The organism is Rossellomorea oryzaecorticis, from assembly GCF_038405515.1.
GTDB classification, from domain to species: domain Bacteria; phylum Bacillota; class Bacilli; order Bacillales; family Bacillaceae_B; genus Rossellomorea; species Rossellomorea oryzaecorticis_A.
The window spans coordinates 1-15,621 of the sequence record NZ_JBBYAF010000061.1 but is presented as its reverse complement, the minus strand read 5'-3'; the positions used below and the strand labels follow the sequence as shown (position 1 = coordinate 15,621).

Genomic DNA, 15,621 nt, shown 5'->3' with positions numbered 1-15,621 from the left:
ATTGGAGTGCAAGACGAAGACTCCTGCGGGAAGAGTAGCTTATGTGAGACCCCGCAGGCAAAGCCGAGGAGGCTCACGGGCTACCCGCGGAAAGCAAAGTCTTGCACGGAAATCAATAGCGGCAATTAGAACCTACACGGAAATTGTTTTTACAGCCCTAGTCCAGCACGGAATCGTACATTGGAGAAGCTCTATAATTATTCTCGCTAAACAAAAAAATGATAAAGGAACGATTTGTTAAATAAAGATTGTTAATTTGGTAAAAATCAACTAAAATTAGTAAGAAAATTCTATATTTTACAGGAGAGTACTATGCTAAATAATAAACAGCTTAACGATATTAGGGCTCTGCAGGATATATGCGAGCAGGACAATGGGATAAAGTTAAAACTGAATTGGGATATGCTTGAACAGCGCTCCAATCTTGAGGATGATTACTTTTATTACGCCAATGACAACCTGATCGGGTATCTTGCTCTTTACGGTTTCGGAGATTCGTATGAGTTATGCGGAATGGTTCATCCAGAATCCAGGGGCAAGGGAATCTTTCACGGATTGTTTTCAAAGGCGCTTGCGTCATTAAAAGAACGGAACGCCCATTCTCTTCTTATCAACGTGCCAGGCACATCTGATTCAGGGAAAACCTTCACATCTTCCATTAAAGCGGTATATGACTTCACTGAATATGAAATGAAATGGGAACCCAATAGTCAGCTCCCCTTGTCTGAAAATGTGAGGACAAGAAAAATGCTGGAAGATGACATTCCTTACTGCATCAAATTAGATATAGAATGTTTTGGTCAGAGCCGGTCAGATGCTGAATCTATGCTTATAGAGTGTATAAAGGAAAAGAATCAGAGAAGCTTAATGATCGAAGTTGATGGAAACACAGTCGGAAAAATACGAATGCAGCGGATGCAGAACCAAAGTTTTATCTATGGATTTGCTGTTGACACCCAACTTCAAGGGAAAGGCATCGGACGAAAGGCACTTTCCTATACAGTCAGAGAAGAATCCAAATGGACTCAGGATATTTTCCTTGATGTAGCAGCTACGAACAGCAAAGCGCTGAAACTCTATGAAAAAAGCGGATTTAAAACGATTTACAGCCAGGATTACTACCAATTCAAGATTTAATTTCAATCAAGGGTGGCAATGAAGGCTGATTACCACCCTTTTTCAAGAGTAAAATTTATGCTGTAAAGACCATCTGGGTTCATCCTCAATTAAAAGAACACCATGAGAATAGGCTGGCTGCCTGCGCTTATCTGTAGGTGAACCCGGGTTGAATAATAATACGCCTTGATGATACCTTAAATAAGGAATATGGGAATGACCGAAGATAATTATATCAACATCTTCATTATGAAAGGCTTCTTCTGCCCTTTTTTCTGTTGTCTTTCCTTTGCCATCTCCATGGACGATCCCTATTTTAATTCCATGTATTTCAAGGATTGTTTTCTTAGGGAGAATCCGTTTTAATTCCTCTCCGTCGACATTTCCAACCACACCAGTCAATTCACCGAATTCCCTCAAACTGTTGTATATTTCCGAAGTCTGAAAATCGCCTGCATGAATAATCAGTTCGCTCTCTTCCATATCCTTGACCAGCACTTCTGGAAATCCCTTTCCCCTCCTTGGCATATGTGTATCCGAAAGAACGGTTATTTTCATTCTTTACTCCTTTCCGGTTTCTGCATTTAGAATATCAAATCTCCGCGGGTGAGCCTAATGTTTCAAATCACCGCGTTGGTGGAATGATGATATTATCAATCACAAATGAGGAGATAACATGTTATTTTCACTGCAAAAGCAATTCAAGCGTCCAAGAGGGATACTCGGTTGGGTCGTCGGAAAGATAATGGAATTCGACAATCGGAGAATCAATAAGTGGTCCCTTCAGCAACTGCCCATACAACAAGGAGACCACATCCTTGAAGTAGGCTTCGGACCAGGTTATTGCATCGATAAAATCGTGCAAAATGATTCCGGTACGACGATAGACGGAGTTGATATTTCTTCAACCATGAAGGAAGCTGCGCATCAAAAAAACAAAGAAGCCATCCAAAAAGGCAGAGTGCGCTTATTCGTACATGATATCTCTCAATTTCAGATAGATGATGACCCGTATGATCACATCTTTTCAGTGAATAATTATCCGCTCTGGACTGACACAAATAGAGCTTTATACCATTTACATCAAATGCTCAAGCCAGGCGGAACCATGGTCATCACTGTGCAGCCCCGAGGAGAAGAAGAAAAAGACAGCAGAGCCCTCCTGTACGCGGAACAAATTTCGAACGAATTGACCAATGCAGGATTTAAAAACATTCAGATATCCTATAAAAAAATACGTCCCGCCTTAACTGTTTGTGTGAAAGGCACAAAATAACGCTGAACCCTCCCTGAAATTCAGGAAGGGTTTTTATTGTGCAAACGGAGCTATCGATGTAATTTATCCGGTGCAAATCATCAACAAATTACCGTTCAAATCTCGAAAGTTGAAATATGAAAAGTCCGGGAAAGTAATAATATCCGATTCGATATTCACACCTTTAGAAAGAAAATCTTCTCTTACTTTTTCTATTTCGGCAGTATGGATATTGCAAATAGGGACAGTGGATGTCGATGGCATAAACGACTCTTCTTCTTCCAATGTCAGCGACGTCTCCCCCATGGGAAATGTATAAACAGGCAGTTGATCAATTTCACGATATTGCTTTTGGTCCAGCCTGAACCCCAGGTTCTCCGCGTACCATTCCACCGATTTCCTCAAGTCAGCAACAGGAATAAACACAGTATTGATTTTTTTCACTATCATTTTCAAAGCCTCCTTTTCTCCTCTTTATAGTTGGTTTATCTACTTTTAGATTAACTGAATTTTCCAAATGATTCAAACAAAAAAGAGAAGAGTTCAAACTCTTCTCTTTTTTGTTCACTTCCCTAATAAATATGTTTTATAACCGCCGCTTAAATTACTCGCTTTAAACCCATTGTTTGTTAAGATTTTTGTAGCCAGATATCCTCTCAAACCTACTTGGCAATTGACATAAATATGCTGCTGTTCAGGTAGTTCACTTAATCGATCTCTTAGTTCACCTAAAGGTATATTAATAGAGCCTGTAATAAATCCAAACTCTCTTTCTTCCGGCTCTCTTACATCTATAAGAACTCCGCCTTTTTTAACTATCTCATCAATTTCATGGTGATGGACCAGACTTAAATCCCCCTCCACTACGTTTCCTCCAACATATCCAGCCATGTTTACGGGATCTTTGGCAGATGAATAAGGAGGAGCATAAGCTAATTCGAGATCCGCAAGATCCCAGACATTCAGCTTTCCTTTTATGGCAGTTGCAATGACATCAATTCGCTTTTCTACCCCTTTATATCCCACAGCCTGTGCACCGAATATTTCACCGGTATCGGGTTGGAATAACAACTTCATAGAAAGCTGGCTTCCACCAGGATAATAGGCAGCATTGGAGTTTGGATGTATGTGTACAGCTTCATAATCTACTCCTGATCGTTTTAATAGTTTTTCATTATTTCCTGTTGCTGCAACGGTCAAACCAAATACCTTGGCCACTGACGTCCCTAAACTGCCTTTATAAACAGCATTTCTTCCATTTATATGATCTGCAGCAAGTCGTCCTTGACGGTTTGCCGGCCATGCAAGAGGAATCATCGCCGGGGTACCCTGCACATAGTCTCTTACTTCTATTGCGTCACCAATGGCGTAAATATTTGGATCATCCGTTTGAAGAGTTTGATTAACCACAATACCGCCGCGTTCACCTAATGTTAATCCCGCTTTTTCTGCAAGTTCGTTTTCAGGGCGGACACCGATTGATAAAATCGTAAGATCACTCGTTAATTCCTTGCCGCTCTGAAGGACGATTGTGCGCCCGCCATCTTTAAATGCTTTAACTCCATCGTTCAGATATAGTTCTACACCTTCATTATCCAGTTCCCAGTGTACAATAGCTGCCATTTCATAGTCGATAGGCGCCATTACCTGATTCCCTAATTCAATAACAGATACATTCACACCGCGATGATGTAAATTCTCCGCCATTTCAAGTCCGATAAAGCCGCCGCCGATAATCACTGCTTCTTTTGGCTTCTTTTCATCCACCCATGCTTTTATTTTATCTGTATCCGGAACATTTCTGAGAGTAAATACATTCTCAGCATCCGAAAGGCCATTCAGTGGAGGTACGATAGGACGTGCCCCTGGTGATAGAATCAGAGTATCGTAGCTTTCTTCATATATCTCACCGGTTTCAACTTTTTTGATTGAAACGGTTTTGCGTTCACGATTAATTTCAACGACCTCACTTAAGTTGCGGATATCAAGGTTGAATTTTTTAGACATCCCCTCCACTGTCTGAACTAATAAAGCTTCTCTGTTTGTAATTACTTCTCCGATATAATACGGGAGACCGCAATTGGCAAATGAGATGTATTCACCCTTTTCCAGTAAAACAATTTCATCTTCTTCATTTAATCGGCGCAATCTGGCTGCCGCTGTCGCTCCGCCGGCAACACCGCCTACGATCACTATTTTCTTTTTCATTTGAGCTTCTCCTCTTTCATAACATAGTATGTTACATTTTTCACAAAGTAATTGATTGGTTTCCTTTACACTCTTATTATATGTAGCAGACACTAAAAAATCAATATACCCCCGTATGTATATTTTGTGACAATTTGTGTGCTGGGGAATACGAATTACTAAAATTAATTACTGCGGACCATAATAAAACAGCCAGCCCATTTGGACTGACTGTTTAGTTCTTTATTCTTCGGTGTTGCTTTCTTCAGTATTTGATTCTTCTTCCATCTGTTCTTCTGTCCCTGTGTCTTCTTCTGCGTCACCGCTGCATCCCGCTGCAAATCCTATTACTGATACCGACGTCAAAAGCATTAATAACCATTTCTTCATTGATTTCATGTAAAGACCTCCTAATAAGATGCATTTGTAATACACCTCTATCATAACTATTTCCAGGCGTTATTGAAGGCTTTTTACCATAAATTAACTTTTCTTTAAAGGGCCTTTACATTTAACCAAGACACTCTGTTAGTCACCGCTGTTGATTTCCGTGCAAGACTTCGCTTTCCGCGGGTGACCTGTGAGCCTCCTCATCTGCTCTTGCGGGGTCTCACATTGGTCACATCTCCAGCAGGGGTCTTCGTCTTGTACTCCAATCAACAGTTAGAATCAGTAATAGTGTTTTACATTTTCTTAATAAAAGTACTTACCAAGGATCTATCAATCAGTTATTCTGTATCGTATTCACTTTTACTGCATCGATTAACTCTTTGATTTCACTGTGCTTGTTCGCTTGAAGGAGGTCGATGATCCGGCTCCCGACTACGACCCCGTCACAATTCTCGGTCATTTCTTTTACATGGTCAGGGGTGGAGATTCCAAAGCCTGCAAGGACAGGTACTCTACTATATTCTTTTAATATTTGCAGATGATCACCGATCTTTTCATTAACAGCATTTCTTGCCCCTGTCGTGCCGTTGATGGTCACAGCATATAAGAATCCTTCGGTCAGCCCTGCAAGTTCACTGATTCGTTCACGGGAACTAGTCAAGGTGGCAAGCTGGATGATTGCGATGCCATGTTTACTGGCAGGCCCGGATATCAAGTCGAGATGTTCTGCCGGAAGGTCCGGGATGATCAGTCCGTCCACCCCGGCTTCTTCACATCGATTGAAGAAACGATCGATTCCAAATTTATAAACCGGATTTATATAAGTCATGAAAACTAACGGGATACCGATTTCTTCTCTTCTTAAGACAAGTTCATCAAGTATTTGCGTTAAAGTGACACCCTCTTTCAGAGCCCTCTTCCCCGCTTTTTGAATGGTGGGTCCGTCCGCTACAGGGTCTGAAAAAGGAATGCCTACCTCGATTGCCGTCGCTCCCGCTTCTTCCAGCTGTTTCAGCGTGTCTATAAATCGATCGATTCCTCCGTCCCCTGCCATAATGTAAGGAATGAACAGTTTATTCCCTTTATCCAATTCATATTGAAATGCCTGCTCCATGAATACTTTACCCATTCTCTTTACCTCCTAACAATTCCTTCACTTGTTCCACGTCTTTATCACCTCTGCCCGACAGGCAAATAACGACTGATTCGTCATTCTTCATGTTCTTTGCTAATTTTAATGCATAAGCTACAGCATGTGAGCTTTCCAATGCGGGGATGATCCCTTCTGTCTGCGAGAGCTGTTTGAATGCTTCCAGCGCTTCTTTATCAGAGATGGAAGTGTATTGGACTCTCTTACTATCTTTCAAGAAGCTGTGTTCAGGGCCGACACCTGGATAATCCAGACCGGCTGACACTGAATGTGCTTCCAGAATCTGGCCTCCTTCATCCTGAAGGAGATACATCAAGCTTCCATGCAGAATCCCCGGCGTTCCTTTCGTAAGGGTTGCCGCATGTTTATCTGAATCGACTCCGGAGCCGGCTGCTTCAACACCATACAATTCTACTTCTTCGTCTTCGATAAACGGGTGGAACATCCCGATCGCATTGCTTCCTCCACCTACGCATGCCACAATCGCCTGCGGAAGGGAGTTTTCTTTCTCAAGAAATTGTTTCCTTGTTTCCTTTCCTATCACACTTTGGAAATCACGTACCATTTTAGGGAACGGATGCGGTCCAAGCACAGATCCGATTATATAGTGAGTATCTTCCACATTCGTAACCCAGTAACGAAGGGCTTCGTTTACTGCATCTTTCAATGTGGCGCTTCCTGCCGTAACACTGACCACTTCCGCACCAAGCAGTTCCATCCGAAAGACATTCAATTTCTGCCTTCTGATATCTTCTTCGCCCATAAAGATGACACACTCAAGGTTCAGCAATGCACAAACTGTAGCAGTGGCTACCCCATGCTGACCTGCTCCTGTTTCGGCTACAATCTTCCGCTTGCCCATACGTTCAGCCAATAATGCCTGACCTATTGTATTATTGATTTTGTGGGCTCCGGTATGGTTTAAATCTTCCCTTTTTAGATACAATTTTGCCCCGCCGGTTTTTTTTGTCAAATTTTCAGCAAAGTAAAGAGGATTTTCTCTTCCGACATAATCCTTAAGATAATACCCTAGCTTCTGCTGGAATCCTTCGTCCTGTGAGGCATGTGAATAGGCAGCTTCCAATTCTTTCACTGCTTTCATCAATGTTTCAGGAACGTATCTTCCACCAAACTGTCCAAATAATCCTTTCTGGTCCGGCTGTGCATAATTCATTGTAATTCCCCGCTTTCGATTTCTGTTTTTATTGCTCTGACTTCATTTATAAATTCCTCAATCTTCTCTTTATCTTTGATGCCGCCGCTTTCCACACCGCTGGATACATCGACCATGTATGGCCTTACTTTATGGATTGCTTCCCCTACGTTTTCCTTGTTCAAGCCCCCGGCAAGAATCAATTTTTGACTGCTGAATCGATTGTCTTTAAGATAATCCCAGTCAAAAGAGGTCCCGTTCCCTCCCCTGAATGGTCCTTTTCCGCTGTCAACCAGCACCATCTCACCGCCGTATGCTGGAAGAATATCCAAATCGTTTTTTTCTAAAATAGAAACAGCTTTGATGTAAGGAAGGGTCAGCGTACGGCAAAACGCCGGGCTTTCATCTCCGTGCAGTTGAACATAGTCGAGCTTCACCTTTTCCAACGCATCTTGGAGTTCCGCCTTCGACGCATTCACAAATACACCGATCCTTAGGATCTCTGCAGGGAGTGAGACAGAGATGGCAGCAGCCTTTTCCAGAGTAACTCTCCGCCTGCTGTCCGCAAAAACGAATCCCACTGCATCCGCTCCTGCTTGGACGGCCCACATAGCCGCTTCCAACTCTTGAATCCCGCATATTTTTACTTTTGTCATTTCACTTCATCCCTTAAAACCTGCAGGGAGGCAAGGGTTTTGCCGCTATCTTCACTTCTCATTAAGGTTTCTCCCACCAATACGCCATGAGCCCCAGCTTTTGCAACCCTGATACAGTCTGCAGCCTGTTTAATCCCGCTTTCACTGATCAGCACGATTTCTTTATTGTTCACCAATGTACCCAGGTCCTCAGTCACTTCCAAACTGACGTCGAACGTTTTTAAGTTTCGATTATTGATGCCGATGATTCGTGCCCCCATGTCCATAGCTACTTTCATTTCGCCTTCATTGTGGACCTCTACCAGTACTTCAAGTCCCAGACTCTCTGCATAGTCAGCCAGTGAATGAAGTGTTTGTTCATCCAGTGCAGCCACAATAAGGAGAATGATATTTGCACCGGCATCTTTCGCACGGTCGATCTGTACGGGATCGAGAATGAAGTCCTTACATAAGATCGGGATGGAAACCTCCTTCCTTACTTTTGCCAGATCATCCATCGTTCCTTTAAAGAAGGGAGTGTCTGTCAATACTGAAATGGCCGCGGCACCAGCCTTTTCGTATACTTTCGCTTGCTGTGCGGGATCTACCTCCAACCTGATATCACCTTTGGAAGGAGATGCCCGCTTTATTTCAGCTATCACCTGCAATCTGTCTGCTTTTACTAAAGAATCATATAATCCGCTCGTATGCTTAAATGACTGATTATAGCTTTTGAAACCTTGTTCTTTCAGTTCTTTTATTTCATCTGTTTTTTTATTAATGATTTTCCGAAGGATAGTAGACACTTAGATCACCTGCTTTCTCTTTTGTTGACTGAAACGAATGAGCGATTGAAGGGTTTCTTTGGCTTTCCCTGACACAATGCTTTCCCTTGCCGCTTTGACCCCTTCAGCAACACTCGAAACACTGCCATGGGCATACAAAGCAATGCCGGTATTGAATAGAACGGTGTCCAGATGCGGCCCCTCTTTTCCTTCGAGTATATCTTGAAGAATCCGGGCATTTTCTGCAGCTTCTCCTCCTTTAATCATTGAATTTGGATAATGGGGCAGCCCCACATCTTCACCTTTCAGTGTAAAAGGTGTTATTCTGCCGTTTTCCAATAGAACCAGATGATTTTCTCCTGCAAGCGATGCTTCATCCATATAGTCTGCTCCGTTCAAAACGATCGCCCTCTTTCTGCCGAGTTCGTTCAACACCTTGGCCATCGTCTCAAGCTTATCTCTCCTGTACACCCCGATCAGCTGAGTTTCAAGCTGTACCGGATTCGTCAAAGGGCCGATCAAGTTAAAGATAGTAGGAATCTTCATTTCCTTCCTGACTTTCATAATCCTCTTTAACCCTGAATGGATATGTGGTGCGTAGAGAAACGCGATATTGCATTCCGAAAGAAGCGTGTTGATTTCATTTGAATGGAAGTCGAGTGAAACGCCCATATGCTCGAGAACATCTGCACTGCCGGTTTTACTGGATATGCTTCTGTTTCCGTGCTTTGCCACCTTCACTCCCGCTCCGGCCAGTACAAATGCACTTGCCGTACTGATATTGAAACTGTTCGAGCCGTCTCCACCGGTACCGCAGTTATCCAATACTCCCTTCATCTTGCTTCTTACCGGCATGGCCTTTTCCCTGAGCACCTCAACCAGTCCTGTAATTTCATCCACCGATTCACCTTTTATTTTCAAAAGTGTCAGGAATGACGCTATTTGACTGTCTGCCGTTTCCTCGCTGAATAATTCTTGTGCTGCTATTCTCATCTCATCTCTTTCTAAAGAATGTCCGTTAGATAGCTTTTGCAGAAACTGTTTCACGGTTATTCTCCTTTCTTATCTCATCTAAAAAGTTTTTTAACATCTTTTTCCCGGTATCAGTTCCGATTGATTCGGGGTGAAATTGGACTCCGAAAACGGGGTAACGCACATGCTTAATGGCCATGATCTCTTTGTCATCCATTGAAAGAGCTGCTATTTCAAACTGAGGGGGCAGTGTTTCTTTCTCAATGATTAATGAATGATACCTCATCACGCCAAGCGGCTGACTTAAATATTGGAATAGGCCCTCACCATTGTGGCGGATCAGCGATGTTTTTCCATGCATGATATGATCAGCAATCACGATACTTGCCCCGAAAGCTGCTGCGATTGACTGATGGCCAAGACAAACACCCAGAATCGGTACATTAGTGTGAAGATTCTGGATAATTTCGATGCAGATACCCGCTTTTTCAGGAGTGCCGGGGCCTGGTGACAGGACGATTCCGGATGGTTTGAGTTCATGTATTTCCTGAACCGTGATCTTGTCATTTCTTTTGATCAGAACCTCTTCACCCAATTCCTTGATATATTGATACAGGTTATATGTGAAAGAATCATAATTGTCGATGAGCAGTATCATTTTCCCACCTCCAGTAGAGACTTGGCTTTATTCAGCGTCTCTTCATATTCACTGTTCGGGTCTGAGTCATATACAATTCCAGCCCCGGCCTGCACATATGCTGTTTTATCTTTCAGTACCAGTGTCCTGATGGCCAAGGCAAAATCCAGGTTGCCATTCACTCCTATATAACCGATGGCTCCCGAATATACCCCTCTTTTCTTCTCCTCAAGCTCATTTATGATCTGCATGGCCCTGATTTTGGGAGCACCGCTTACAGTCCCTGCTGGTAAACAGCTTACCAGGGCTTCGAGGGGGGTAATTTCTTCTTTGAGCAATCCTTTCACTTCTGATACCAAGTGCATTACATATTTATAACGCTCTACCAGCATATATTTAGTCAATTTGATCGAGCCTGGTTCACATACCTTGCCTAAATCGTTTCTTCCCAAGTCGACAAGCATTCTGTGCTCAGCTATTTCTTTTTCATCTGAAGCCAATTCATTTTCCAATTGTAAATCTTCGTCCTCTGTTGCCCCCCTTTTTCTTGTTCCGGCAATTGGATTCGTTGTAATCCTTCTGCCTTGAACTTTTACCAGGCTTTCAGGCGAAGCCCCCAGCACCACATATTCCTCAAAATCTATGAAAAACATATACGGGGACGGATTGGTTTGCCTCAGTTTCCTATAGAAGCTGAATGAATCCCCTGTGAAAGAGGCATTCATCCTTTGAGAAAGCACGACCTGGAAGATGTCTCCCTTCTGGATGTACTCTTTAGCCGATTTCACTTTTTCAATGAACTCCCGCTCTGAAATTTGTGCTTCAAACTTCAGACCATTAAGATTCACTTCATTGACATCAAGGGATACTTTAGTGATTTGGTTTTCAACTTCACTCAGTTTGCCTTCAAGATTTTCTCCTTCTGTTTCCAGGACAACGATCGTCATTTTTTGTTCAGCGTGATCGAATACGATTACCTTTTCATAAAACATCAAATGGATATCGGGCATTTCCATTTCATCCTGCGGCATTGATCCAATGTCTTCATATTGCCGGACCACATCATAACCGAGATACCCGATTCCTCCACCTGCAAAAGGTAAACTCAGACCCTGCTGGTCAACGGCTGGGATCAAATCCTGTATGATTTCTATTGGATTTCCTTCCCGCTCTTCCACTTCTCCTGATTGGTTGTGCATGATTTGCACACGATTTCCGCAGGCTTTATATTCGAATAAAGGATCGCTTCCAACGAAGGAGTACCTTCCTGACTGTTCATGTTTCAATGAACTTTCGAGCAAAAACTTTTTCGAGCCCTTCAATGATTGATAAAGGGAAATAGGCGTGTATAGATCACCATTTAATTCTTTCACTGCATAATTGACTGCCTCTTGATGCTTCACTTTCCATTCCTCCAATCGAAATAAAAAAAGTCCTCTATAAACACAGTTATAATGTGTTTATAGAGGACGATGCTGACCGCGGTGCCACCTCAGATTGGAGTAATGAACTTACTCCCTCTTCATTTCGAATACAGGGATAAAACCCGATATTCTATCCATATAACGGTGGAAACCCGTATGACCCTACTCCACTGTTCAAGTCATCTCTCATAAGTCCATTCAGCTTAAGCTATCCTGCCAAGGTCTCACCGTTCCTTAACTCTCTGTAAAGCATCACTTAAGCGTACTCTTCTTATTCAACGATTTACTTTATTTAATTTTGCAAACAAAAAAGGGCATCTCACTTCCTTATAAAAAGGACGAGATACCCGTGGTGCCACCTTTGTTGACTGCCTGAACAGTCCACTTTACCGCATCGAAGCCAATAGCTTGAATGCGTGTCTTTTGTAACGATAAGACATTCGCCAAAGCCTACTCCCCCACAAGGTTTCAGTTTGGAGGCTCGGAAGTCCATTCGCCAATGCATCCACACTAGTTCACACCAGCCACTAGCTCTCTTGAGTGTTTGCAAAGGGTACTCCTCTTCGTCAAAGCCATTCGCTCATTTATTTATTGTTTATTATACTAATTTGTTTCTGAAAGGATGTCAATACAAAAGTATATATTTTTTTCTTCAGGTTAAGTTGACCATCAGTGAATCGCAGACAGGCTCATATCCGATCTCCATATAAATTTTATTGGATGTCGGGTTATCAAGGTCTGTATATAGGGTACAGAATTCGAACTCTTTCAGTAAAACATTGCTCAATCCAGCTACGACGGCGGAGGCATATCCATTTTTTCTATATCGCTTCGGGGTATAGACAAAATTCACGGTGATTCCGTTGTCTGTCCATCTTCCTCCTCTAGCCATGGATACGGGCTCTCCGTCAACTTCCCAAAAGTAAACATATTTTTCATTTGAAACCATATCCTGAGCTCTTTCTAGTGCTTCATTCTTTGATAAAGTATTGACCCCTGTTTCTTCAATAAAACCTATTATCCAATTAGCCAGCAGCTGGCTGTCTTTCTCTTTGGCGCTGACCAATCGTCCTTTAGGAATCGCAATATCTTTTACTTGATTCAGCTTGTATATTCTTTGATTCATCCCGATATGATGATTGCAGCCTGTCAGATTGCACCACGCTTCTGTCAGTTTTAGTGCGGTATTTTTTTCCGAGACGAATCCCGGTATGGTGATTCCTTCCTCACTAAAAAGTTTATTCAGTTCTTCTGCAATGGTGCTGTAATCTTTCTCATCTATTTCAAGAACTGCCACCAGATGATGCGGCGGCGTCATGATGAATGCACCCTTCAAATGAGATCCTTCACCTTCTACACTTACTAGAAGAGGGTCTTTAAACCGGTCACCCGTTTTGATGCTGTTCAACAGCCCAAGTGGTAAATTATTTTCTGCTTCCTTCCTTAGAAGAAAAGGATACACCCGTTTGTAAAAGCTATTGATATCTTTATATTTTGTCAATTTCCAACTCATTTTCCCCACCTCACTTACTAGTTCTTTGTTCGTGCATCATTTTCCTTCAAAAAAATGGTTTGGACAAAACTAAAAAACCATCATATAAAGACGACCAATTTCAGTGCAGGCTCTTAATACCGCTAATGATTTCCGTGCAAGACTTCGCTTTCCGCGGGCGAGCGGGGAGCCTCCTCGGAGCTTTGCGCCTGTGGGGTCTCCCCTGCTTCGCTTTTCCCGCAGGAGTCTTCGTCTTGCACTCCAATCAACCGCTGGAAACAACTAAATCTAAATGTCCATTTGATCAAATTAAAAACCCTATCTGATTTGCCTCTTAGAACGCAAATTAGTTAGGGTTTTAATTAGGCTAAAACTCCTGTGTCCCAGCCACTACTCTAATAAATTATTTTTCTCTTGGTGAACAGTGAAACTGTTATATACATGAAGAAGGATATGAGTATTGGGAATACGACGGTGTGCATATCCAGGTAATTTGGCAGGAAGCTGTGAAATAAGATATATGAAATCAATCCCGACAGCATCGAAGCCAGCGCTCCATAGGCATTGCCAGTTTTCCAGTATAGACCGAGTACAATCGGCCAGATAAACACCGCTTCCAAGCCTCCAAAGGAAAATAGATTCAGCCAGATGATCAACTCTGGGGGACTTAAAGCCATGAGGAATACTGCAATCCCGGTGATTGATGTCACAAGGAAGCTCATCTTTTTCACTTTCTTTTCCCCTGCTTCTTTATTTACGAAATTCATATAAAGATCCTTCACGATGGCAGAAGAGACAATCAACAAAAGGGAATCGACCGTCGACATAATCGCAGCCATCGGAGCGGCCAGAACGATGCCTGCCAGCCACGGAGGCAGAACTTCCAAAGCGAGTAGGGGCATGACCTTATCTGCAACTTCCACCCCGGGCATCACTGCACGTGCAAGAACTCCTATCAAATGCATGCCAAGCATGATTGAACCGACGACGATTGTCCCGATGATCAGCGCGCGGTGCATGGAGCGTGAATTCTTATAACTCATTGCCCTAACGGCTACTTGCGGGAGGCCGATAACGCCGACACCTACCAACACCCAAAATGAAGAAATATATCTTACGCTTAATTCACCATTTGCACCATTTGGCCTTAAGAGATTGGGATTCTCTGCTTTTAAATCCAGCATGATATTTTCCATGCCGCCTCCGGCGATAATCGTTGCAATCAGTAAGATCATCGTACCGCCAAGCATCACGACTCCCTGGATTGCGTCTGTGACGGCCACCGCCTTGAACCCGCCAATGATGACATAAACAAGTACTGAAACAGCAAATAAGAATAAAGCACTCTTATAAGACAGACCGGTTAATGATTCTATCAATCTTGCTCCTCCCACCCATTGCGCAATCATGGCTGAAAAAAGAAAAATAATAATACTGAGAGCGGATAGAATTGTAATATATTGATTTTGGTAACGTCCTTGTAAATAGTCTACCAGTGTGACAGCATTATATTTCCGCGACATGATCGCAAACTTTTTACCAAGTACAAGAAGGACGAAGTAACCTGTGACAACTTGCGACATCGCAAGCAGCACCCAAGATAAACCAAATGAATAAGCTGCCCCGGGGCCGCCAATAAAACTGCTTGCACTTCCATATGTAGCAATCATGGTCATCGCCAGAATAAATCCGCCAAGCTGCCTGCTTCCCAGGAAGTAATCCTGTACAAACGAATCTGCTTTCCCGATGCTTTTTGAAGAGTAAACACCTACTATGAAAATGATGATTAAAAAGATAATCATTGGAATCAAAGCCATGCTATTCACGATATTCCTCCTCTCCATCAAAAGGAATATCTGTAAGCATATACCTTACAACAACTACCACTAAAACCACCATCAGCAAAAAACCGGCAATACAGCTGTAAAAGAACCATGCTGGCATTCCCATGATCCAGTCATAATCAGAAACAGGCCCATCGCCCAGTCCAAACGCAAATCCATACCACCATAAAAAATTAATGACAACAAGACCAATTCCAATTAAAGCTTCACGATGAGCGATAGGAAACCGTTTATCTTCTTTTTCTTTCACTCTCTTATCACTCCTTTTCATTCCTTCCATTCTTCTACAATTTACGATAGGCAGAAGCGAAATGCAATAACTTCCTAATATATTGAAAAAGCTTTGTTAATTTATCAAACATGTGCCTCTAAAAAGTTCATAATTAAAATGCTATGTTAAATATTATGATTGATTTAGAGTGGTTCCAGCTGTTGATTGGAGTGCAAGACGAAGACTCCTGCGGGAGAAGTGGCCAATGTGAGACTTGTCTAGCTCTGGGGCTTAGAGGCACATGTCATAAGTCAAACCGACCAAGAAGGCAAAGAACGCCTTCGTGGTCGATTCGCCTTATGCCACCCGC

General features: G+C 42.6%; 16 protein-coding genes, 1 pseudogene and 2 other annotated features. Of the genes and pseudogenes, 3 read left to right on the top strand and 14 right to left on the bottom strand.

All coding sequences use genetic code 11. The features are described from left to right. Nucleotides 1-241 (top strand): annotated as a pseudogene (locus AAEO50_RS21440) (hypothetical protein); the annotation flags it as partial. A gap of 71 nt (nucleotides 242-312) precedes the next feature. Continuing rightward, complete coding sequence (locus AAEO50_RS20020; protein WP_341986132.1) at nucleotides 313-1,137, top strand: GNAT family N-acetyltransferase; 825 nt, start codon at nucleotides 313-315, stop codon at nucleotides 1,135-1,137. Between the two features lie 42 nt (nucleotides 1,138-1,179). Here the strand turns inward: AAEO50_RS20020 and AAEO50_RS20015 are convergent, their stop codons facing one another. Then, on the bottom strand, nucleotides 1,180-1,674 hold the full coding sequence (locus AAEO50_RS20015; protein ID WP_341986131.1) for a metallophosphoesterase: 495 nt from the start codon (nucleotides 1,672-1,674) through the stop codon (nucleotides 1,180-1,182). Between the two features lie 118 nt (nucleotides 1,675-1,792). Here AAEO50_RS20015 and AAEO50_RS20010 point away from each other — a divergent pair, with 118 nt between their 5' ends. Continuing rightward, complete coding sequence (locus AAEO50_RS20010) at nucleotides 1,793-2,392, top strand: class I SAM-dependent methyltransferase (RefSeq protein WP_341986130.1); 600 nt, start codon at nucleotides 1,793-1,795, stop codon at nucleotides 2,390-2,392. A gap of 63 nt (nucleotides 2,393-2,455) precedes the next feature. Here AAEO50_RS20010 and AAEO50_RS20005 read toward each other — a convergent pair whose 3' ends face one another. The 13 genes from AAEO50_RS20005 to AAEO50_RS19945 all read right to left on the bottom strand — a co-directional run bounded on the left by AAEO50_RS20005 (nucleotide 2,456) and on the right by AAEO50_RS19945 (nucleotide 15,311). After that, nucleotides 2,456-2,821: a VOC family protein gene (locus AAEO50_RS20005; RefSeq protein ID WP_341986129.1), complete on the bottom strand. Its 366-nt coding sequence runs from the start codon at nucleotides 2,819-2,821 to the stop codon at nucleotides 2,456-2,458. 114 nt (nucleotides 2,822-2,935) lie between these two features. Beyond that, the gene (locus AAEO50_RS20000) at nucleotides 2,936-4,579 is read right to left on the bottom strand and encodes a CoA-disulfide reductase (protein ID WP_341986128.1); all 1,644 of its coding nucleotides are present in this window, start codon (nucleotides 4,577-4,579) and stop codon (nucleotides 2,936-2,938) included. A gap of 222 nt (nucleotides 4,580-4,801) precedes the next feature. Next, nucleotides 4,802-4,957: a hypothetical protein gene (locus AAEO50_RS19995; RefSeq protein ID WP_341986127.1), complete on the bottom strand. Its 156-nt coding sequence runs from the start codon at nucleotides 4,955-4,957 to the stop codon at nucleotides 4,802-4,804. Nucleotides 4,958-5,282: 325 nt separating this feature from the next. Beyond that, nucleotides 5,283-6,077, bottom strand: a complete 795-nt coding sequence (trpA, locus tag AAEO50_RS19990; protein WP_341986125.1) for a tryptophan synthase subunit alpha — start codon at nucleotides 6,075-6,077, stop codon at nucleotides 5,283-5,285. Further along, nucleotides 6,070-7,272: a tryptophan synthase subunit beta gene (gene trpB / locus AAEO50_RS19985; protein WP_341986123.1), complete on the bottom strand. Its 1,203-nt coding sequence runs from the start codon at nucleotides 7,270-7,272 to the stop codon at nucleotides 6,070-6,072. Before trpB ends, trpA begins: the two co-directional genes overlap by 8 nt. Then, nucleotides 7,269-7,907 (bottom strand): phosphoribosylanthranilate isomerase, encoded by a 639-nt coding sequence (locus AAEO50_RS19980; protein WP_341986121.1) that lies wholly within the window; start codon nucleotides 7,905-7,907, stop codon nucleotides 7,269-7,271. The genes trpB and AAEO50_RS19980 overlap by 4 nt, the downstream gene beginning before the upstream one ends. Beyond that, entirely contained in the window at nucleotides 7,904-8,692 is a 789-nt protein-coding gene (gene trpC / locus AAEO50_RS19975) for an indole-3-glycerol phosphate synthase TrpC (RefSeq protein WP_341986120.1), read from the bottom strand. Before trpC ends, AAEO50_RS19980 begins: the two co-directional genes overlap by 4 nt. Next, nucleotides 8,693-9,718 carry an anthranilate phosphoribosyltransferase gene (trpD, locus tag AAEO50_RS19970; RefSeq protein ID WP_341986118.1) on the bottom strand — a complete coding sequence of 342 codons (1,026 nt, stop codon included), beginning with the start codon at nucleotides 9,716-9,718 and terminating at the stop codon, nucleotides 8,693-8,695. Beyond that, on the bottom strand, nucleotides 9,690-10,301 hold the full coding sequence (locus AAEO50_RS19965) for an aminodeoxychorismate/anthranilate synthase component II (RefSeq protein WP_341986117.1): 612 nt from the start codon (nucleotides 10,299-10,301) through the stop codon (nucleotides 9,690-9,692). Before AAEO50_RS19965 ends, trpD begins: the two co-directional genes overlap by 29 nt. Continuing rightward, the gene (trpE, locus tag AAEO50_RS19960; protein WP_341986116.1) at nucleotides 10,298-11,683 is read right to left on the bottom strand and encodes an anthranilate synthase component I; all 1,386 of its coding nucleotides are present in this window, start codon (nucleotides 11,681-11,683) and stop codon (nucleotides 10,298-10,300) included. The genes AAEO50_RS19965 and trpE overlap by 4 nt, the downstream gene beginning before the upstream one ends. A gap of 59 nt (nucleotides 11,684-11,742) precedes the next feature. Further along, nucleotides 11,743-11,992, bottom strand: a binding site (T-box leader). 43 nt (nucleotides 11,993-12,035) lie between these two features. Next, nucleotides 12,036-12,283: a binding site (T-box leader), on the bottom strand. A 73-nt stretch (nucleotides 12,284-12,356) separates the two neighbouring features. Further along, nucleotides 12,357-13,217: a GNAT family N-acetyltransferase gene (locus AAEO50_RS19955; protein ID WP_341986115.1), complete on the bottom strand. Its 861-nt coding sequence runs from the start codon at nucleotides 13,215-13,217 to the stop codon at nucleotides 12,357-12,359. 374 nt (nucleotides 13,218-13,591) lie between these two features. Then, entirely contained in the window at nucleotides 13,592-15,022 is a 1,431-nt protein-coding gene (gene panF / locus AAEO50_RS19950) for a sodium/pantothenate symporter (protein WP_341986114.1), read from the bottom strand. Then, nucleotides 15,015-15,311: a YhdT family protein gene (locus tag AAEO50_RS19945; protein WP_425383236.1), complete on the bottom strand. Its 297-nt coding sequence runs from the start codon at nucleotides 15,309-15,311 to the stop codon at nucleotides 15,015-15,017. Before AAEO50_RS19945 ends, panF begins: the two co-directional genes overlap by 8 nt. Between the last annotated feature and the right edge of the window lie 310 nt (nucleotides 15,312-15,621).